Origin of the sequence: Sphingobacterium sp. 18053 (genome assembly GCF_902706145.1) — a bacterium.
GTDB classification, from domain to species: domain Bacteria; phylum Bacteroidota; class Bacteroidia; order Sphingobacteriales; family Sphingobacteriaceae; genus Sphingobacterium; species Sphingobacterium paramultivorum.
This window is the reverse complement of record NZ_CACSJW010000004.1, coordinates 469,545-489,789: the sequence shown is the minus strand read 5'-3', so window position 1 is coordinate 489,789 and position 20,245 is coordinate 469,545. Positions and strand designations below refer to the sequence as shown.

Sequence of the window (20,245 nt, the reverse complement as noted above, 5' to 3'; positions counted from 1 at the left end):
AATTAACAGCAATGAAAAAAATACTTGTTTTTTTGCTTATGACCTTGTTTTGTCTAAGCAGTCATGCTCAGTTTAAATTGAGCGGTAAGATTTGGAATTATGATCCAAGCAAGACCTTGGAAATCAATATTCCTCTTGTTTTCGGTTTTTATAAAGAAAATTCGCAACGGATAACCGTTGCCGGCGATGGTACATTTGAGGTCGCGCTGCCAGTAACAGCTCGAAAATCCGCGACACTAATTTACAGCGGTGTATTTCAAACCTTGTTATTAAGCCCCGGTAAGGATCTTATCGCGAATTTAACTGATAGTACGATCGTATTTACATACGGTAGTGCTTTAACAGAAAATAGAACTATTCAGCAAATAAAACTGGATGAAGTGCCGTTTTTTATGAAAGCCCCAGCCTTAAACAATCTTGCCAAACGCTCTTTGGCTGAATTGAGACAGCAGCTGTTAATTCCCTTTTTAGCAGATTGCAATCAAACGAATGAAGTGATCCAAACTACTTCATTGCCCAGCCAACTAAAAGGCTATATCTGTGCTGAGCTTTACGCGCAAAGAATTAACCATCTGAACGATTTTGCCCGTGTAGCTGAATTGCCAAAGCCGACCTCAGATAGTTTAGTGCTAGAACTGTTTGGAAAAGCATCGATTAATTTACAGGATAACTTTGGAGGCCCCTCTTTCTATTCTTTCCTTGACAATTACCTGCGTTATTTGGAAACGAAAGCATTTGTTAAGATTCGGTCGGAGAAGATCCCTTCAAGCGAGCCGATCCCTTATTTCGGGATAAGCCTAGACAGTGCAAATAGATTAATGAACATCTATAGTAAAGATTATTGGCGGTTTATTGGTGCTTTAAATAATTTTCCCAAGCCTATCGTAGAAAAATACAATTTTCAGCAACTGGTCAATCTATATCATGACAGGGACTTACCACATTTAAAAGCATTGGCAGGAGCGCATTGGAAGATATTTCCAACGGATAAGCATAGGCCGCTCGTTGAACGCTATATTGCCGATCTTGACTCTCTTTTGATAGCGAATAAACAGAACAAACAGATCCGGTTGATTGAGGATGATCAACCTATTTCATCGATCTACGACCTGATTGCTGAATTGAAGGGAAAAGTGGTCTATTTGGATGTTTGGTGTACCTGGTGTGGTCCTTGTAAATTTGAATTGAAATATACACCTGAACTGAAAAAAAGATACATGGATAAAGATATTGCCTTCGTTTATTTGGATATGGATGAAGACCATCGCGATCAGGACTGGAAAGACTTTATACGCGTCAACAATTTAACCGGAATCCATTTACGTAAAAATAGGAAACAGATTGAGCCCTTTTGGAAGGAATTACTGCTAAATGCAAAAGACAAAGCGGAATATTATCCGCAATATTTTATATTTGATAAAACAGGAAAATTAGTTGTAGAAAAGGCTCTTCGACCAAGTAATGGAAAACAACTGTATGATCAAATAGATCAGATTTTAAATCAATAATTGTTATGATAGCCATCGCGATAGATGATGAACCTGTGGCATTGCAGGTTATTGAACACCATATAGCTAAAGTCTCTTTTATTGAATTAAAAAGTACATTTACGGATGCGTTTATGGCGATTGATTATCTCCAGAAGGAGCAGGTGGACCTTATTTTTTTAGATATAAAAATGCCCGATATTTCAAGCATAGAGTTTCTGCGGAGTTTGAATACTTCGCCAATGGTGATTTTTACGACGGCTTATTCTGAGCATGCGCTATTGAGTTTCGAGCTCGATGCCATCGATTACTTGCTTAAACCATTTTCTATGAGCAGGTTTTTGAAAGCCTGCAACAAGGTGAGCGAATTGTATAGCCTTCGGGCAAAAAAGCTACAGCATAACAAAGACTATCTGTTCGTCAAAGATGGCTATGAACATGTTAAAGTTGAAATTGATCGTATCCAGTATATTGAAGCATCAGGTAATTACACCCAGATACATTTGGGCGATAAATGTGTTAGCTCCAGAATTACCATTAGCGAGCTGCTGGAACTGCTCCCGAAGAACGAATTTGTTCGTTGCCATAGAGCATTTATCGTCGCACGAAGTAAAATGATTAAGTTCGACAAAACCCAAATTTGGGTAGCAGACCGGGTTATTCCCATTGGAACAACGTATACTGAATTGAAATTATATTAATGCTAAATACGCATTTTTTGATAAGTCAGGGCTGATTAGAAAGTAGGGAAAGGGGCTGCGCTGTCAAAAGGTTAAGGGAACGTGTTTATGTTTTTAAGATAAATTTAATACTTTTGTAGCAATAGATCATTAGTGTTGTCAATTTTTAAAATTTAAAGTCATGTAATGCATTGTCGATATTTAGGAAGAAAGTAAACAACGGGATTTACCCGATTTGTTTACCCTATACCTATGTCTTCAATTTTTTAGTATGGATTTAAATTTTAAAAATGGAATCAACGAAATATGGTCGTACCTATCATTTCCCATTTTCGCCAGGGACAAGCAGCGACGATCGTTTTAATCAACATTATTGGAAGGATATACAATCTTTCCATAAACTGTTATTTACAGAAAAATTAGATGGTGAAAATAATTGCCTTTCACGGCGTGGAGTATTTGCACGATCCCATGCGGCTCCAACCACGTCGCCATGGACGGCTCAGCTTCGGGAGCATTGGTCTAGATTAAAAAACGATCTGGATGATTTAGAGTTTTTTGGTGAAAATCTTTATGCTGTGCATTCTATCGAATATGTGCAACTTGAGCACTATTATTATGTTTTTGCTGCTCGAATTAAAGATCAGTGGCTTTCATGGGAAGAAGTTACTTTTTATGCCAGTTTATTTGATTTGCCTACTGTACCTGTTTTAAAACTCGACATGCTAAAGGATTTGACTGAGTCAGAACTTCGGCGTTCAGTCGAAAATTTGGCCATGCAGTCTTCTATATTTGGATCGGTTGACCCTAAAACTGGAGAAGCATGTACGATGGAGGGCTTGGTCTGCAGGAATGTTGATGCATATGCCGTCAGCGAATTTCAGCACAATGTTTTTAAATATGTTAGAAAAGGACATGTGCAGACCGACGAACATTGGACAAAATCATGGCGAAGAACAAAAATGATTTGGGAAAGGAGGGATTTCTAATGGAATGGACAATAGCAGTAAATAAGAATTGGTCGGCTTTAGAGAAGCAATTTTCTTGGGTCAGGGATATGGAACAGGTACAACAAGATCCTTTACATCATGCCGAAGGGAATGTCGCGATTCATACCCAAATGGTATTACAGCAGCTGGAAGCATTGCCTGACTACCGGAATCTGGATTACCAAAAGCAGGAGCTCCTCTGGGCTTCCGCTTTATTGCATGATGTCGAGAAGAGATCGACGACAATTGTCGCTACAGATGGTCGCATCAGCTCTCCAAATCATGCCAAAAGAGGAGCACAGACCGCACGGGAGATTTTATTTCGTGATGTGGAGACCCCTTTTGCATTACGGGAGGAAATTGTCGCATTGGTACGCTATCATGGATTGCCATTGTGGTTGATGGAAAAAGTCGATCCAATGAAGAGCGCCTTGGAGGCGTCACTGAGTGTCAATATGGGCCAACTTAAGTTGTTGTCCGAAGCAGATGCTAAAGGAAGGTACTGTGCCGATTTGGATGCTTTGCTCTACGCATTGGATATGTTCGAACTGTATAGTAAAGAGATTGGCTGCTGGGATGCCTCGCGTTCTTTTTTGTCCGAAAATGCACGATTTACATATTTTAATGGAAACAATAGCTATGTTGATTATGTGCCTTTTGATACATTCAAATCCACGGTGACTGTACTTTCAGGTTTGCCGGGGATGGGCAAAGATTATCATATTTTAGCGATGAATACCGACCTTCCTGTTATTAGTTTGGATGACATCAGACGCAAATATCGCATTGATCCTACTGATAAAAAGAGAAACGGATGGGTTGTACAGGAAGCAAAAGAGCAGGCAAAAAAATACTTACGCTGTGGGCAGGATTTTATCTGGAATGCCACCAACATAACTTCCCAGATGCGAAAACAATTGATCGATCTCTTCGTAAGCTATCAAGCCTATGTGAAATTGTTGTACGTTGAAAAACCCTATAAGATTTGGCGCGCGCAGAATGGCGATAGGGAGTACCCACTGCCGGAAGTTGTCCTGGATAAAATGCTTCATAATTTGGAAGTTCCGCAGTTGACCGAGGCGCATGAGGTTCACTACATTACGGCATAGCGGATGCTTTTAAGTAGGGGATATTTAAGCAGGACTGCGCTGCATCTTCGATTGATTTTGCGAATCAGCCCACTTATATGGATAGGGGGCTGATTTTTTATATAATACCTTTTTTCGGAGAGAGATACAATTTTTAGCTACTTTTTCAATCGCTCTAGCAACTTAGATAAAAGCTCCTTTTCCTTGATATCGATGACATCCATGTCGATCCAAAAAGATGCAGGTTTTGTTGATAGATTGCGGTCAATAAAGCTTAATAAATGAATTAGACGACTTGTTTTTTCTTTTTTTAGCGATGAAAAGTCATTTAATTTTATAAAAATAGAATTTGTCCGATATAAATCAGTAACAAAATAATCGATATCCGTCCAAGGGATTTGCTGCGGCTTCAATACGCTGTTGTTTAGTAATGTATGCTCATCTATCGTGAGTGCGGCCTCTCCTTTTCGATAGCGGTTCAACTGTTGTAGTCGAAGATAAAAAACCGTTGCGGCCACGAGTACCCATATCGTGGAGGCTAGTTTAAAAATAAGATCATAGTATAACCAAGCATACAACCCAATGACTGCTGGAAGAAAACATAGCAGCATGCTGATGATAATTTTTCCTTTGCTAAAATTAATTTTGATCATTGCTTTCTCTTTTTTCAAAAAGTACAAACTCTGCAAAAAATGGAGCCTGCCATTTTCATCATAGCTCCAATCTGTTAATCATATTATTGGAGCACCTGTTATAAAGATAAGGGGTAAAAGCCATTGAAACTATTCCGATTTATGATTCGTGCTTGTTGAATGATTATTCGTATTACTTGAATTTATCTTGCCATCCCTTCCGTATTGAGCTTATTTGAAATGGGACCGCGTGTCTTTTTTTTGATAAAAGGAATGAGTAGCTTTGTTTGTATAATAAAGTGATGGACTGTTGGAAAAACTTAAAGAACATTTAAAGAAATTTATCGATGTCGATCCGGTCGAATTAGAAGAAATATTGCTTTACTTTAAGACGAAAACGGTCGCGAAAAAAGAAAATATACTGGAGGAGGGCCAAGTGTGCAGATACCATTTTTTTGTATTGAAAGGTATTCTCCGTAAATTCTTTGTTAATGAAAAGGGAGTCGAACAAACGACTGAATTCGCAATAGAAAATTGGTGGATTACAGACAATATGGCTTTCGAACATAAGCTTGTTACGTCATTTTACATTCAGGCAGTAGAGACGTCAGATTTAGTTTATATCAGTCAAGAAAATCAAGAAAAATTGGTTGCTGCATTTCCGATCATGGAGCGTTATTTTCGCTTTGTTTATCAAAGGGCTTATGCAGCTGCGCAAATGCGGGTTAAATATCTATTCTCTAAATCTAAAGAGGAATTCTACCATGATATGCTCCGTAAATATCCTCAGTTTGTACAACGTGTTCCGCAATACTTAATTGCTTCATATCTGGGATTTACTCCAGAATATTTAAGTGAAATCCGTAAAAAAATACTTCCCTGAATCTGTTGCTATAATCTCGTTGCAATTGAAGGCTAGTAGCATTGGTCCGAATCTGCAATGCGAAAGGGGCTAATTTGAAATTGAAGCTTGTGTTCTTTTGCATAGTCTTGTACTAATTTTTCGAATTTTTCCATTGCCTTTTCCTCAGAAGCAGCAAAACAGTGCAGGTTTAATTCCAAAGGTTTCTCTGAGGTGGCAGGATCGATACGCAATTGTTCAACTTCGGAGAGGACAACGGCAAAAGAAGTTTTGCAGATCTCAACTTCTAAATGTGGCCCCATTAATTGAGATGAAATGCTATAATAAGAATCGTTATTTTGGATTTCTTCCTGAAAGGGGTCTAAATAGGTCGTAACAATAGATCGATAACCATATTTAGCATTACCAAAAAAGTGATCAATATATTCCTGTGCTTTTTCATATGTTGAGAAGACACCTTCCAGATTGGTGAATAAATCTGGATCTTCTTTTACTTCTTTTGAAACTACTGTATATACCTTAATGGGGTTGGTTGTCATATTTTGTATGCTACTGTTTGTACATTAAGTAAAAGTAAGTTTTTCTGCAAAAAAACTAATTTAGACTTTTATCTATGAGCGATTCTAAGATAAAATCCTCGTTTTAAAATAAAAAATTTCCTTTGTTAACTTGTAGCCTGTTTAGAGCAGGTGTTTGTGCTTTAAAGTTGTATATAATTTTCGTATTCTCCAAATTTTTTACTGATTGTTTTTATTTGCTTTTCTAAAATAATACGGATTGAACATATAATCCTATTGTCGAGCTCGCTTTATTACCAACGTGTTACCAAGCTCCTCCTGCAAGTAGTCTGGGCCCAGGTTGAGTCTACTTTTTTAGCTGATTTCAATGTGGAGCCACCTTGTTTACACGGTAGGGCAGGGCGATGTAGGACAAGGGCAATAAACCAATTGCTTCTGACGCCGAATGATAGAAACCTGTTTTGGCTAACTCATCAGAAATATGCTGTTGTTCCCAAGTCATATTCTTTCATTTAACCGGGCATAGAAAATGCATGCGACCTTTGCTTCTCTTGCTGAGGAAAACTTCTTGGTCATTCCAGTCTTGTGTCTAGTTAAGTGTATGGTGTTTATTTCGTTAAATTTAATGTATTTCAAATTTATTTTAATTTAAAAGATAGTGAAAGTATGGTTAGAAAAGGTGTCATTTTGTGTCAAAACTATGCTCTTTTGTCTCAATTTGTGTTTAAATTTTATTTGTTTTAAAAGGGTGTGAAGGACTTTTTCTGTTCGCTGAATGTTGTTTTTTAGCCTTAAGTAGGGCCTATTCTTTTTCTCTTGTTGGAATCCGGTGATTTGTTTTTTATAGTCATTCAAACGTTTTCGTAAATAAATGGATTAAAAAGGTTTGATTGTGTTTTCTTAATTAATACTATTGTTTTGTGTTGATTAAATAATAACCAATTGATATTAATGACTAAAAGGTCTTGTTTTTAGGCTTTTTATAGTTCTATTTATTAATGACCAATAAATCTTAATCTATGAGAAAATTTAATCGTTTGATTTTCGTTAGTTTTTCTTTTTTGTGTATGCTATTGCTGTCTACAGGAATTGTTTATTCACAAGGAACTGGAAAAGAACTAAAGGGTATCGTCAAAACAAATGATGGGCGTTTTTTGGAGAAAGTTACCGTTTTGGTGAAGGGAACTTCCACGGGTACAGTAACAGATAGCTACGGTCGCTTTAGTTTAAAATTGCAGCAAAGTACTGCTAAGGTTACTTTAAGTTTTACCCATACGGGATACTCGTCCAAGGAACTTGAAGTAGAAGTGGGTAAGGAAATAGAGATCACCCTTTCTGAATCTACTGAGAATCTAGATGAAGTCGTCGTTATTGGGTACGGAACTGCCAAACGTAAGGATGTGACAGGCGCAATTGTTTCAGTGCAGACCGAAAAGCTTGAAAAGGAGGCGCCCAGGTCTGTTCAGGATCTATTAAGGGGGAATGCCGCCGGCTTAATCATTGGCCAGGGTAATTCTGCTAAAGGGGATGCTAGCCTACAGGTAAGGGGAAAAGGAACATTAAAGGCGGGAAGTAGCCCATTAAATGTCGTGGATGGCGTTATATTCGACGGAACATTTGCAGATCTTAATCCCAATGATATTCAGTCAATTGATGTTTTGAAAGATGCGAGTGCTACTGCTGTGTACGGTGCAAAGGCCGCCAACGGCGTTATCTTAATAACGACAAAAAAAGGGAAAAAAGGGAAGCCAAGCATTACTTTCAATGGAAATTTTGGTATGGTTGAAAGCGCAGGGATGCCACGCGTAATGACCGCTGATGAGTTTTTGAAATATCGCTATGACTTTGAAGTAGGCCGAAGAACCGCCGACTATCTTAAAGCGTACCCCGAAATGTTTGTGGACCCAAGACTGCTCAGTGGAACCAATCAGTTGGACTGGTATAATTACGATCAAAAGACCCCCGTTACAAATGTAACAGAGGATCAGTTGATCAGGTCTTGGCTTTCTCGATTGGAGCTAAAGACTCCGGAAATTGAAAATTACATGAACAATAAGATTACGGATTGGCAGGATTTGGTTTTTCAAAAGGGGATCCAGCAAGATTATGCTTTGGCTGTATCGAATAGTAATGAGAACGCTAACTACTATTTTTCCTTAAACCATGTTGATAGGGAGGGAGTAGTGGTCGGAAGTCGGTTTAAAAATTTCAGAACACGACTAAATATCGAAACTAAAATTACATCCTATCTAAAAGTCGGGGCGAATACCAACTTTGCGGTTCGAAATGAGGGTTTTCTAAAATCTGATTGGAAACAATCAGCGGTGATTTCTCCCTTTGGATCAAATAATCTTGATGATCCTTCTAGTATTTATCAAAGACTGCCGACAGGCGATGTTACTCCGGTAAATCCATTCTTTGATAATCAGTTTAGAGATCGAAAAAATGACTATAATACATTGAATTCTAGTTTGTACGGTGTGATTACTTTGCCCTTTGGGATAGAATTACAATCCAATTTTACCCCTTCATTTACATGGCACGAGTATTATAACCACGATTCTTCAAAAAATCCCGAGTGGAAGGCAAAAGGTGGAAGTAGCGAACGTTCATTTGAAAAAACATATAATTGGCAGTTAGATAATGTATTGCGTTGGAAGCGGCGTTTTGATGTACATAATTTTGAAGTCACATTGCTTCAAAATGCAGAGAAAGGGCAGTATTGGCGAACCAAGGCCACGGCTTCTCAGTTTGTACCTTCTGATGTTCTGGGCTGGCATCGTCTGCAGGCTGGGACTATTCCGTTGAATGAAAGTAATGACACCTACCGGACAGGGGATGCCTTGATGGCTCGCTTATTTTATTCCTTTAAAGATCGTTATATGTTGACAGCTTCTGTGCGACGTGATGGGTATTCAGCCTTTGGCGCTCAAAATCCAAGAGCAACCTTTCCAGCCCTGGCTTTTGCCTGGGATTTTACAGCGGAAGATTTTATGAAAAATACCAAATCCTGGTTGGATTATGGTAAGCTACGGCTTTCTTGGGGAAGAAATGGTAATCGTGATATTGAGCTTTATGAAGCTCTTTCCGACATGACCTCTGGGTTACATCCCTATATTGACGCGAGTGGAAACCTCTATCTTTCATCTCAGTTATACGTGAATAGAATGGCCAATTTGGGCTTAAAATGGGAGAGTAAAAGTTCGTATAATGCCGGTTTGGACTTTTCAATCTTCCATGGCCGTCTGAGTGGTGCACTGGATTTTTATACGGCAACAACCCAGGATTTATTGGTAGATCGTGCATTGCCAGAGATTATCGGATTTAGCAGTGTTGCTGCCAATCTTGGTGAGCTCTCAAATAAAGGTTTTGATATTTCCTTGAATAGTAACATCATGAATAAGGGCGATTTTAGTTGGAATGCTACGGCGATCTTTATGTTGAATCGGAGGAAAATCGTGAAGTTGTATGGCGATATGGTGGACGTAAAAGATAGTGAGGGAAATATCGTCGGCCAAAAGGAAGCGGACGATGTTAAAAATAGATGGTTTATTGGACAGGATCCCGACCGGATATGGGCTTACAAACGAAATGGAATCTGGCAATTAGGGGAAGAGGAAATGGCTGCAAAATACGGCAACCAACCTGGCGATTTTAAATATATAGATCAAAATGGCGATGGGGTCTTAACGGATGCCGATCGTGTATTTCAGGGGTATACAACACCGCGTTTTCGCTGGTCGTTTCGAAATGAATTGCGTTATAAAGAGCTGAGTTTTTCATTTTTAATTTATTCCAATTGGGGGCATTATGGGGACTTTAATCAGGCAGCAAACAATAGTAATTTTGCAGATCGCAGTACGGACTATGCGCTAGCTCGCTGGACGCCAGATAATCCGATCAACGATTATGCGCGTATTGGATCAAAAAATAATGGTACAAACTATGTCAACATGTCCTTTATGCGTTTGGACAATATGGTGCTTTCCTATAATCTGCCGAAATCATTGTTGCAATCGTTAAGAATCCAGCAGCTTCGTATTTCAGCTTCGGTTAGAAATGTAGCCTATTTGACAAAAGATTTTAAATTTGGCGACCCCGAAAGAAGCTGGAAAAGTGACGCATTGGCAGATGTAGGTGACCCAGCTCCCCGTATCTATAATCTTAGTTTAAACCTTACCCTTTAATTTTTAGATCATGAAATTGAAAAAAAATATAATATTTAGTTTATGTATTGGTTCAATGGCTGTTTTTACATTTTCTTGTAGTAAGGATTGGCTTAAACCGAAACCCTTGTCTTTCTATGAACCTGATGTTGCACTAGCCGATGCGCAAGGTATGTACTCCGCTTTAACGGCTTGTGAAAGAAATATGCGGCATGAATTTTTTGACGATGCTGCACCAATTTTGACCGAGATTATTCAATCTGAAGTAGCCGTAGAAGGTACGACAGATAAAGCTGGTCCACAAATGGATATGGATATTGCACTGCTTCCCGATGCAGACCTCAATCACAACGATAAAACTAAAGTCGGTTGGTATTGGTACGAAGGATTTAAGGGGATAAAATACGCCAATCTTATTATTTCAAGAATAGATGCAGGAACTTTTAAAGACGAAAATGAAAAAAACGCGATTTTAGGAGCAGCTTATTTTCAACGTGCCTATCGTTATTTTAAATTGGTGCACCAGTTCGGTGATGTGCCCTTCATTGACAAAGAGATAAATGAACCAAAATATGATTTCTATAGTTACGATCGTTGGAGCATTCTCGAAAAATTACGGAAAGATCTGGAATTTGCCTACCAATGGGTACCCGAAAAAGTAGATCGTGGACGTACCTCCAAATCTGCTTGTGGTATATTGTTGATGAAGGTATGCATGGCTTTGACAGATTTTGATCGGGCAATAGCTATTGGAAAAGAAATTGTCGCTATTCATCCACTTATGAAAAGCAGATTTACGGTGAATAAAAGTAAACCAAATACCAATCTGATGTTTGATCTTCATAGTGTTGAAGCAAAATTAGATGGGGCCAATACCGAAGGTTTAATGTATGTAGTTTCTTATCCTGGAGTTGATGGCTCTGCACGCATAAGAACAATGCGTAATGGCGTTCCTTTCTGGAACAACGGCGGTATAAAAACACCGGACGGAAAAACGGGGACAGGCCTATCATTAGCAGCGGATGAAACTGATCTTTCATTGGATTTAAATAAGAACTATGGTCGTGGTATAGGACGATTGCGTCCAACTTGGTATTTTACAAATCAGATTTGGAGATCTGGGAAAGAAGATAATGATTTGCGGGGGATCTTTAATCGGGATAGTTGGAGAAAGATGGAAGATTTGAAATATAATGAGCCCAACTTAAAAAAGACCGGCAATCCCTGGTATGGAAAAAATCTGGTTAAACCGGCGGGGATGAGTGTTGAGGATTCAATTCGTCTATGGTTCTCTTGGCCGCATTATAAATTATTTGTACCGGATCCATTGCAAACACAATGGGAGGGCGGGGAAACCCCATGGTATATTTATCGTTCTGCGGAAGTCTATTTATTGTTGGCAGAAAGTTACTATTGGAAAAATGATCTTGGTCAGGCTGCCATTGCCATTAACGAAGTCCGTCAACGCGCCGGTGCATCCCAGCTGACGGCAGACGAAATCAATATCGGTGAGCTATTGGATGAGCGTGCACGTGAGTTGTATTATGAAGAAAATAGACATATTGAGCTCGTAAGGATTGCCTATATCTACGCAAAAACCCGAAAACCATGTGAAATATTTGGTGGTCGTGTCTATGATTTAAAACAGATTAGTGGTCCAGGAGGAACGAATGCGAATATTAAACAAGCTGGAGTTAATTTCTGGTACGATAGAGTGGTTGCTAAAAGTAATTTCTATAACAAAGGGGTCAAACATAAATGGGCCGAATATAAAATTAGTGTGCACCATATCTTATGGCCTGTGCCTGCCAATGCAATTAATACAAATATCAAAGGTGTTATCAATCAAAATATAGGTTATCCGGGAGCCGAGAAAAATAAAACGCCGTTATTGGTTGAAGATAAGTAACAAGTGTTTTCAAACGTTTTCGTAAATAAATCACATCATTTGATTCATTTCACTTATATTAATTAATATCTTGTTTTATTAAGTCAATTGAATCAATAGCCAATAAGTAAATGGGGGCCTATTTGGCTTGAAAGTGAAGTGTAGTATCGTCTCCTGGCTTTCGCTAGTATGGTCTCTAACTTGTTATGATTGACAAACCAATGATGAATAAATAAACCGGGTCGATAGACTCAAGATCAAATTTTACAATGAAAAGAAATACACTATTTAAATCTGTTGTGATGGCGGCGATCGTTAGCAATGCTGTATTATCGTATGCCCAGACAGATAAAAGTAATGAGAAAGGTTGGACAAACCTTTTTGATGGAAAAACGCTGAATGGCTGGAAATCCGTCGGAGGAAAAGCTCCCTATTCTATTGAAGGTGATGCTATTGTCGGCAGAATGACAAAAGGTACGCCCAATTCTTTTTTGATCACTGAAAAAGAATATGGTGATTTCATATTGGAACTGGATGTTAAACTTGAAGGTAACGAAACAAACTCAGGTATTCAGACACGGAGCCATCTTGATCCAAAGGCTAATGATGGGCGCGGACGTGTATATGGAAGGCAAGTTGAAATAGACCCCTCTGCCCGTGCATGGACGGGTGGGATATATGACGAGGCGCGTCGTGGATGGATTTATCCACTCGATTTAAATGAAAATGCAAAAAAAGCCTATAAAGCAGAGGAATTCAATCATATCCGAATAGAAGCAGTCGGCGACGAACTGCGTACTTGGATCAATGATATTCCTGTAGCTTATGTCGTTGACACGATCGATAGAACAGGTTTTATCGGATTACAGGTACATGGTATTCCACCGCAATTGGATGGAAAGAAAGTTTATTTTAAGAATATTAAAATAAAAACAACTGACCTCAAATCAAAAGGTTTTCCAAAAGACCTTTATATCGTTAATCTGAAGCCCAACGATTTGGCAGATGCCGAAAAGAAAAAAGGAGTTAAGCTCTTATTTGACGGTAAGACCAATAAGGGCTGGCGGAGCATACACGGCGATAAATTTCCAGAACGTGGTTGGGAAGTTAAAGATGGGCAAATGACTGTCCTAAAATCCGACGGAGGGGAGTCAACCAATGGCGGTGACATCGTCACAAAAGATAAATACGCCGTGTTTGATCTTTCATTTGAATTTAAGCTTAGTCCGGGAGCGAATAGCGGCGTTAAGTATTTTGTCACTTTAAAAGAAAAATCAAAAGGATCAGCTATTGGTTTGGAATATCAAGTACTGGATGATGCTTTACACCCTGATGCGAAGTTGGGACGAGACGGAAATCGTACATTGGCATCGCTTTACGATCTCATCACATCCAATCGTGACGAGCGTGCACGCAGACCCATCGGTGAGTGGAATAGAGGTAGAGTTGTGGTCACAGCAGATAACAAAGTGGAACATTATTTAAATGGAATTAAGATGTTGTCTTATGAGCGGGGCTCCAAAGCGTTTAAAGATTTGGTTCAGATCAGCAAATATAAAGATTGGGAAAATTTTGGTGAAGCGAAGGAAGGTTTTATTCTTCTCCAAGACCATGGCGATCGGGTTTCATTTCGCAGCATAAAAATCAATACACCCAATTAAGCTTATCTCTTATGAATCATTATTTATCGCGCAGAAGCTTTGTTAAACAGTCTGTTATCGCTGCAGGAGCGGTTATGCTGTCCAATAGTGTATTGGGAAATGTCAATTTGGCCAAACCAAATGAGCGTGTCAACTTAGCTTGTGTAGGCTTAGGAAATAGGGCTGCCGATATCATTAAAGAGCTGTATAAAACAGGACTCTGTAATATTGTCGCGCTATGTGATGTAGATCTTGGCGCGAAACATACACAGGAAATTTTGGGCTTGTTTCCCGATGCACCTAAGTTTAAGGATTTTAGAGTGATGTTTGACAAAATGGGAAATCAGATCGATGCTGTAAGTGTCGGAACTCCCGATTTCTCGCACTTTGCCATAACAATGCTTGCACTGGACTTGGGTAAACATGTTTACGTGGAAAAACCAATGGCGAGAACATTCCTTGAAGTTGAACTGATGGCAAATAAAGCCCGGAAAAACCCTAAACTTGCTACCCAAATGGGAAATCAGGGGCACTCCGAAGCAAATTACTTTCAGTTTAAAGCCTGGAAAGATGCCGGTATTATTAAGGATGTGACGCGCATCGATGCGCACATGAATATGCCGCGTAGATGGCATGGCTGGGATGTGAATATGAAGGGTTTTCCTGCCGCTGAAATGGTGCCCGAAACATTAGATTGGGATCTTTGGCAAATGCAGACCATAGGCCATAATTATAATAAGGATTTTGTGAATGGTCAATGGCGTTGTTGGTATGATTTTGGAATGGGGGCATTGGGTGATTGGGGTGCACATATATTGGATACAGCGCATGAATTTTTAGATTTGGGGCTGCCTACAGAAGTGTCCGCTGTGAAGCTCGATGGGTATAATTCCTATTTTTTCCCCATGTCTTCGACCTTGAAATTTCATTTCCCAAAAAGGAAAAAGATGCCAGCACTAGATATCAATTGGTATGATGGACTGGATAATTTGCCACCTATACCGGAAGGCTACGGTGTATCCGGACTGGATCCTAATATTCCTGCACCAAGTACAGGGAAATTGGAACCCGCCAAATTAAATCCTGGGAAAATTATCTATAGCAAGGATTTGATATTTAAAGGTGGCTCTCATGCTAGTACCTTGCAGATTATTCCAGCAGCGAAAGCTAAGGAAATGGAGTCTCGGTTACCGGAAGTGCCAAAATCACCGTCAAATCACTTTGCTAATTTCTTAAAAGGTTGTAAAGGCGAAGAAAAGACCCGCTCGGCTTTTGAAATTGCAGGTCCTCTGAGCCAAGTATTTTGTTTGGGTGTAATTGCACAACGCTTAAACAGCAAGTTGATCTTGAATACACAGACAAAAGAAGTGACTAATGATAAGTTTGCCAATGCACTCTTAGCTGGACCTCCACCTGCGAGAGGCTGGGAGCAGTATTATAAGATGTAATGGACCAGTAACTGGGCATAGAAAGTAAAGGGCAATGTGAACATTGCCCTTTTTTTTGAAATGAAAAGTCTTTCCTGAAATGTACGATTTGCCTGCTCTTTATATAAAAGAGCTGGAAAGTCGAAAAAAGCATGATAATCCCAAGCAAATTGAGACAAATCAGCGCTATTTTGATCAGTCCTAGTAGAAAGTAATTCTCCTCCCTTAGGTATATTTGTGATGCAGCAATTCAATTTTTAAACCTTAACGTCATGTATAAAGTATCCCTGCTCTTTATAGGCATTGTAGCATTGGTCCTTAATGCCAATGGTCAAAATTTATCAACCCAATCTTTTCAGGCAACCCATCGGTATCTTAAAATTCCAATTAAAAATGGTGCTCCCAAACGTCATGTGGAGGTATGGCTGGGAAACGATAAAGTAAGGTGGTTTGATGTCGAACTGGCAGATAGTACCTATGATTGGATAGCCTATCTTGATATAGGGAAGTGGAAGGGACAGCAGCTTAAGGTGGTGGCAAATACATCAGACAAAGAAATTCCTTTGTTTAATCCTATTGCACAGAGTGATACCGATGATAACGATAAGGTCTATGCTGAAGATCGAAGGGGACAATTTCATTTTTCGGCCAAGAGAGGTTGGTTGAACGATCCGAATGGTCTGGTCTTTTTTAATGGACAATATCACCTGTTTTTTCAGCATAATCCCTATGGAACCAATTGGGGCAATATGCATTGGGGGCATGCCGTGTCCTCCGATCTGTTGCATTGGAAGGAATTGGGAGAGGCTTTATATCCAGACGAATCTGGCGTCATGTTTAGCGGTGGAGCTGTCGTGGGTAGTAACAATACGGCTGGTTTTGGGAGAAATGGGGTAACAAACCCCATGATCCTGTTTTATACGGCTGCGGAGAAATCATGGGGACAGGGATTGGCATACAGCTTGGATGGTCAGAAATTTGAGAAAATGCCAAACCATATTTTGGATAAAATAACAACAGGAAACCGAGATCCAAAAGTAATTTGGCATGCTCCCTCAAAGCAATGGGTTCTTGTACTTTATGTTGAAGAGGAACAGGAACAACACACGATGCAGATTTTTACCTCTAAGGATTTAAAAATATGGACATTTGCGAGCAAAATAAAAGGCGGGCGGGGTAATGACCGTTATTTATTTGAGTGTCCCGAATTCTTTGAATTGGCGGTAGACGGTAACCCGAACAATAAAAAATGGATTTTGACGGGGGCTAATAGCCAATATGCGATCGGAGAGTTTGATGGAAAATCTTTTCATCCTGAGATCGAGCGCCTGTTTAGTCAATATGGTCGTGATTATTATGCCGCGCAAACTTTTAGCAATGAACCGAAGAAGCGACGCATTGAAATCGGCTGGTGGCGCACACATACAAATCAAGGGAACTCCGCTTTTAATCAATCCATGAGTATTCCAATGGAACTCAAATTGAAAAGTACGGAAAAGGGTATTCGCCTTTTTCGGGAGCCGGTGACAGAATTGCAAAAATTAAGAAAAGAAAAACTCAGCATCAGCCGAAAGAAAATTAGTTCGAACGATTCAAGTTTGTTTCAGCAGTTCAACGCTGAAATTGCTGAATTGGATTTGGTCATCGATCCACAGCATGCCAAAAATATTCAGATCAATGTGAGGGGCTTGGCAATTAATTATAACGTTTCGACCGAAGAGCTCCTTATTGACAATGTAAGGGCCCAGGTACCGCTGCGAAATAAAAAACTCGCATTGAAGTTGCTTGTCGATCGGACAGGACTCGAGCTTTTTGCGCAAAATGGAGAATTTTACATGCCCATAAATTATAATTTTGATCGGAATAATTTAACTTATCAGCTCGTAGCTTTTAATGGTGAAGCCGTATTGGAATCTGCTGACCTCTATGCGCTTGACGGTATATGGATTAAATAACACTTTTATGATATAGCAATAATGGAGAGACTGTTTTTGTTAATTCGTTAGGATGATAAAAATAGTGCTGGAAGACTATATTTTTTTGTTCATTTATAAAAAAAAGGTTTTCAAACGGGGAGAATGAAAACCTTAAATAACCAATTATAAACCTAAATTATGATGATACAAAGGTAAGTGTATTTCCTACACTATGCAAATTTATTTTAAAAAATAATTTAATCTTCTTTGAACAAGCTATTGGAAGTACCTATTTTTATAGGAGTAAACTGTCTTTTTTATCGAAAACGGACTGCCCGCTGTATTCTTTTTGCACGCTTTGGCTTGGTGGACTTTAAAAAGCATCAGTTGTAGACAATTAGCTATTTTAGAAACATGGAAAATTTAGAAGTATGGATGCGTGGACCTATTGAAGGGATTCCCGCTCTTCTCCAACCTGTTGCTCATGCACTCTTGCAAGTTGATGAGGATGTTTTAAAGTATACTAAGCAGCTGTCCTCAGCGCATCTCTGGACAAAACCGGGGGGGAATGCCAGTATAGGTTTTCATCTTCAGCATATTCGTGGGGTAATCGATCGCATGTTTACTTATGCCGAAAACAAATCCTTGTCGGATGAGCAATTTGACGACCTCCATAAGGAAGGTATAGAAAATAGCGATGTGAGTGTAACAGCGCTTGTAGAAAACTTACACCGACAGATTCAGCAATCTGTGCAAAAACTAGCGTTAATTGATCCGGAAACCTTGACGGAAGTGCGTTTTTTGGGTAGAAAACGGATCCCTACGACCTTGATTGGTTTGTTGTTCCACGCTGCCGAGCATGCACAGCGCCATGTTGGCCAATTACTGGTAACGGCACGATGTATCAATTAAAAACAAATTATATTTTTGTCCGCTAGAGGCTATTATTTTTGAACTTGTTGTAACTTTTCTCCCCATTTCCCAAGTTCTTGAATAATTGGTTTGACTTCATAACCCAGCGCAGTTAGCTCATAGAGTACGCGTGCCGGTACCTCTGCATATACAGTACGTTTTATAATGTTATCCTCTTCCAGCTTTCGCAATTGTAGGGTGAGCATACGTTCAGTGATACCTGGTAAACATCTTTTGATTTCAGAATAACGTAGCGCACCATTGATGAGATAACAACAAATGGCTAGCGCCCATTGACCGCCAATCACATTAGCGGCAAAGACTTCGGGGCAATTATGCTCAAGTTGCTTTTTATTTGAAAAGTTAGTGGAACTCGTCTTGATTTTAGTCATACGCACATTTTTTATAGTACCTAACATTAGGTTACAGATAGGCCAAAATAGGAATTATGTCGCTATTTTTAAATCACAGTCATGTCGTTTATTAAAATTGCCGCAATGAATTGGCTAGACCTGGTGACTTGTGCATAGATACATAAATAAAAATATGAAAACATTAATAGTCGTTATTCACCCTAATTTTGGGACCTCTCTCGTAAGTAAAAGTTGGGTCAGGGCCTTGGAAAACCACCCCGATTTGTATGAGATCCATCAGTTGCATCAAGTCTATGCTGACGGTAAAATTGATGTCGTGGCAGAACAGCAGATGATGGAGAAATATGATAAAATTGTATTTCAATTCCCCTTTTATTGGTTTAACTGCCCGCCTTTTTTTAAGCAGTGGTTGGATGAGGTGCTTACCTACGGGTGGGCTTACGGTAAAAAAAGCGGCTACAAACTGGAAGGAAAGAAAATCGCATTAGCGATTTCGGCAGGGATAGACGAGCAGGAGTATGGGGTTACGGGTAAGTATAAATATAGCATGGAGCAATTAACAAGTCCTTTTGAAATTACTTTTGACTATGTTAAAGCGAATTATCAAAAGCCTTTCGTCTTTTACGGAATAGAAAAAGAGTCATCCAAAGAATGGATAGCGCAAAGTGTTTCGCAGTATCTGAGTTTTCTGGAGCAGTTATAGTCAGTGAATTCATATGTCAACAAGGCTGCTCTCATGACTTCTTTTCCTGTTGGAGCGCAATACTGTGTTCATATTGATTCCTTGCCGAATTGTTAAGCTAAATATAAACAAATTATAGGATGTGCAATATTTTACACCTGAATTGGGTTGGCATTGGTCGTGATGTCGTAACCAAGCCGCTATGGGACACTGAGTGATTAAATTGTAAATTCGTATACTTGTAGAATTCCGGAAGGAATTCGCAATTTTTATAATCCCGCATAAAAATAAACAGCGTATAATATGCAGATACTTTTAGTAGAGGACGATCGCCGGATTAGCAGCTTTGTGGTGAAAGGTCTGGAAGAAATGGGGCACCAGGTCATTTTAGTTGAATCTGCGGAAGCTGCACGTGAATGGATCAATGCAGATTCTTTGGATATTATTGTACTTGATATCATGCTGCCCGGAATAGATGGTATCCAGTTTACGAAGATGGTCAGGTATCGAAAAAATCATATTCCGATATTGATTTTGAGTGCCTTAGGGGAGATTGAAGATAAGGTCGAGGCCTTGGAAAGTGGGGCCGATGACTATCTCGTCAAGCCCTTTTCCTTTAAGGAATTGGTGAGCCGTATCAAAGCCCTGGTACGTCGGGACAATTATAAAAACGCGCCAAAGGACAGTAGCGTAGAAATCCGTGATTTAAAAGTGGATCTTGAACGTTATGAAGTTCATAAGAATGGTAAAAATGTCGATCTCTCTCCCAAAGAATTTAAACTATTTAAGTATCTGATCGAAAATCGGAATAAAACGCTTTCACGGACTGCAATCTTGCAGGCCGTTTGGGGAATCGATTTTGATAACAGCACCAATGTCGTCGATGTGTACGTTTCTTATCTAAGAGGCAAGGTTGATGAGGGGAGCGATACCTCCATTATCAAAACGGTGAAAGGAGTCGGTTATATGCTTACAACGGACTGA

The 20,245-nt window shown here is 39.4% G+C and carries 17 protein-coding genes; 13 read left to right on the top strand and 4 right to left on the bottom strand.

Features of this window, described 5'->3' with window-relative positions; all coding sequences use genetic code 11:
* Window positions 1–11 precede the first annotated feature (11 nt).
* The 4 genes from GVK91_RS11820 (at window position 12) to GVK91_RS11805 (ending at window position 4,265) form a co-directional block, all read left to right on the top strand.
* Window positions 12–1,508, top strand: a complete 1,497-nt coding sequence (locus GVK91_RS11820) for a TlpA disulfide reductase family protein (protein ID WP_159728930.1) — start codon at window positions 12–14, stop codon at window positions 1,506–1,508.
* Window positions 1,509–1,513: 5 nt separating this feature from the next.
* The gene (locus GVK91_RS11815) at window positions 1,514–2,188 is read left to right on the top strand and encodes a LytTR family DNA-binding domain-containing protein (RefSeq protein WP_159728928.1); all 675 of its coding nucleotides are present in this window, start codon (window positions 1,514–1,516) and stop codon (window positions 2,186–2,188) included.
* Window positions 2,189–2,457: 269 nt separating this feature from the next.
* Entirely contained in the window at window positions 2,458–3,156 is a 699-nt protein-coding gene (locus GVK91_RS11810) for an RNA ligase family protein (protein ID WP_159728926.1), read from the top strand.
* Window positions 3,114–4,265 carry an AAA family ATPase gene (locus GVK91_RS11805; RefSeq protein WP_235032900.1) on the top strand — a complete coding sequence of 384 codons (1,152 nt, stop codon included), beginning with the start codon at window positions 3,114–3,116 and terminating at the stop codon, window positions 4,263–4,265. The genes GVK91_RS11810 and GVK91_RS11805 overlap by 43 nt, the downstream gene beginning before the upstream one ends.
* A 137-nt stretch (window positions 4,266–4,402) precedes the next feature.
* Here the strand turns inward: GVK91_RS11805 and GVK91_RS11800 are convergent, their stop codons facing one another.
* Window positions 4,403–4,897, bottom strand: coding sequence for an STM3941 family protein (locus GVK91_RS11800; protein WP_153848324.1), 495 nt, complete (start codon window positions 4,895–4,897; stop codon window positions 4,403–4,405).
* Between the two features lie 289 nt (window positions 4,898–5,186).
* Here GVK91_RS11800 and GVK91_RS11795 point away from each other — a divergent pair, with 289 nt between their 5' ends.
* Complete coding sequence (locus GVK91_RS11795; protein WP_228280308.1) at window positions 5,187–5,759, top strand: Crp/Fnr family transcriptional regulator; 573 nt, start codon at window positions 5,187–5,189, stop codon at window positions 5,757–5,759.
* 32 nt (window positions 5,760–5,791) lie between these two features.
* Here the strand turns inward: GVK91_RS11795 and GVK91_RS11790 are convergent, their stop codons facing one another.
* Together GVK91_RS11790 and GVK91_RS11785 are read right to left on the bottom strand one after the other, a co-directional pair.
* Entirely contained in the window at window positions 5,792–6,277 is a 486-nt protein-coding gene (locus GVK91_RS11790; RefSeq protein WP_159728924.1) for a hypothetical protein, read from the bottom strand.
* 343 nt (window positions 6,278–6,620) lie between these two features.
* Window positions 6,621–6,758 (bottom strand): hypothetical protein, encoded by a 138-nt coding sequence (locus tag GVK91_RS11785; protein ID WP_159728922.1) that lies wholly within the window; start codon window positions 6,756–6,758, stop codon window positions 6,621–6,623.
* Between the two features lie 517 nt (window positions 6,759–7,275).
* Here GVK91_RS11785 and GVK91_RS11780 point away from each other — a divergent pair.
* The 6 genes from GVK91_RS11780 to GVK91_RS11755 all read left to right on the top strand — a co-directional run bounded on the left by GVK91_RS11780 (window position 7,276) and on the right by GVK91_RS11755 (window position 18,205).
* Entirely contained in the window at window positions 7,276–10,443 is a 3,168-nt protein-coding gene (locus GVK91_RS11780; RefSeq protein ID WP_159728920.1) for a SusC/RagA family TonB-linked outer membrane protein, read from the top strand.
* Window positions 10,444–10,453: 10 nt separating this feature from the next.
* On the top strand, window positions 10,454–12,331 hold the full coding sequence (locus GVK91_RS11775) for a RagB/SusD family nutrient uptake outer membrane protein (RefSeq protein WP_159728918.1): 1,878 nt from the start codon (window positions 10,454–10,456) through the stop codon (window positions 12,329–12,331).
* A 248-nt stretch (window positions 12,332–12,579) separates the two neighbouring features.
* Entirely contained in the window at window positions 12,580–13,971 is a 1,392-nt protein-coding gene (locus GVK91_RS11770) for a DUF1080 domain-containing protein (RefSeq protein ID WP_159728916.1), read from the top strand.
* A gap of 11 nt (window positions 13,972–13,982) precedes the next feature.
* Window positions 13,983–15,398, top strand: coding sequence for a Gfo/Idh/MocA family protein (locus GVK91_RS11765; protein ID WP_159728914.1), 1,416 nt, complete (start codon window positions 13,983–13,985; stop codon window positions 15,396–15,398).
* Window positions 15,399–15,649: 251 nt separating this feature from the next.
* Window positions 15,650–17,332 carry a glycoside hydrolase family 32 protein gene (locus GVK91_RS11760; RefSeq protein ID WP_159728912.1) on the top strand — a complete coding sequence of 561 codons (1,683 nt, stop codon included), beginning with the start codon at window positions 15,650–15,652 and terminating at the stop codon, window positions 17,330–17,332.
* 375 nt (window positions 17,333–17,707) lie between these two features.
* Window positions 17,708–18,205: a DinB family protein gene (locus GVK91_RS11755; RefSeq protein ID WP_159728910.1), complete on the top strand. Its 498-nt coding sequence runs from the start codon at window positions 17,708–17,710 to the stop codon at window positions 18,203–18,205.
* Between the two features lie 32 nt (window positions 18,206–18,237).
* Here GVK91_RS11755 and GVK91_RS11750 read toward each other — a convergent pair whose 3' ends face one another.
* Entirely contained in the window at window positions 18,238–18,597 is a 360-nt protein-coding gene (locus GVK91_RS11750) for a helix-turn-helix domain-containing protein (protein WP_120334954.1), read from the bottom strand.
* A gap of 154 nt (window positions 18,598–18,751) precedes the next feature.
* Between GVK91_RS11750 and GVK91_RS11745 the strand changes: the two genes are divergently transcribed.
* Both GVK91_RS11745 and GVK91_RS11740 read left to right on the top strand, forming a co-directional pair.
* Window positions 18,752–19,282, top strand: coding sequence for an NAD(P)H-dependent oxidoreductase (locus GVK91_RS11745; RefSeq protein ID WP_159728908.1), 531 nt, complete (start codon window positions 18,752–18,754; stop codon window positions 19,280–19,282).
* Window positions 19,283–19,564: 282 nt separating this feature from the next.
* Window positions 19,565–20,245, top strand: a complete 681-nt coding sequence (locus tag GVK91_RS11740; RefSeq protein ID WP_159728906.1) for a response regulator transcription factor — start codon at window positions 19,565–19,567, stop codon at window positions 20,243–20,245.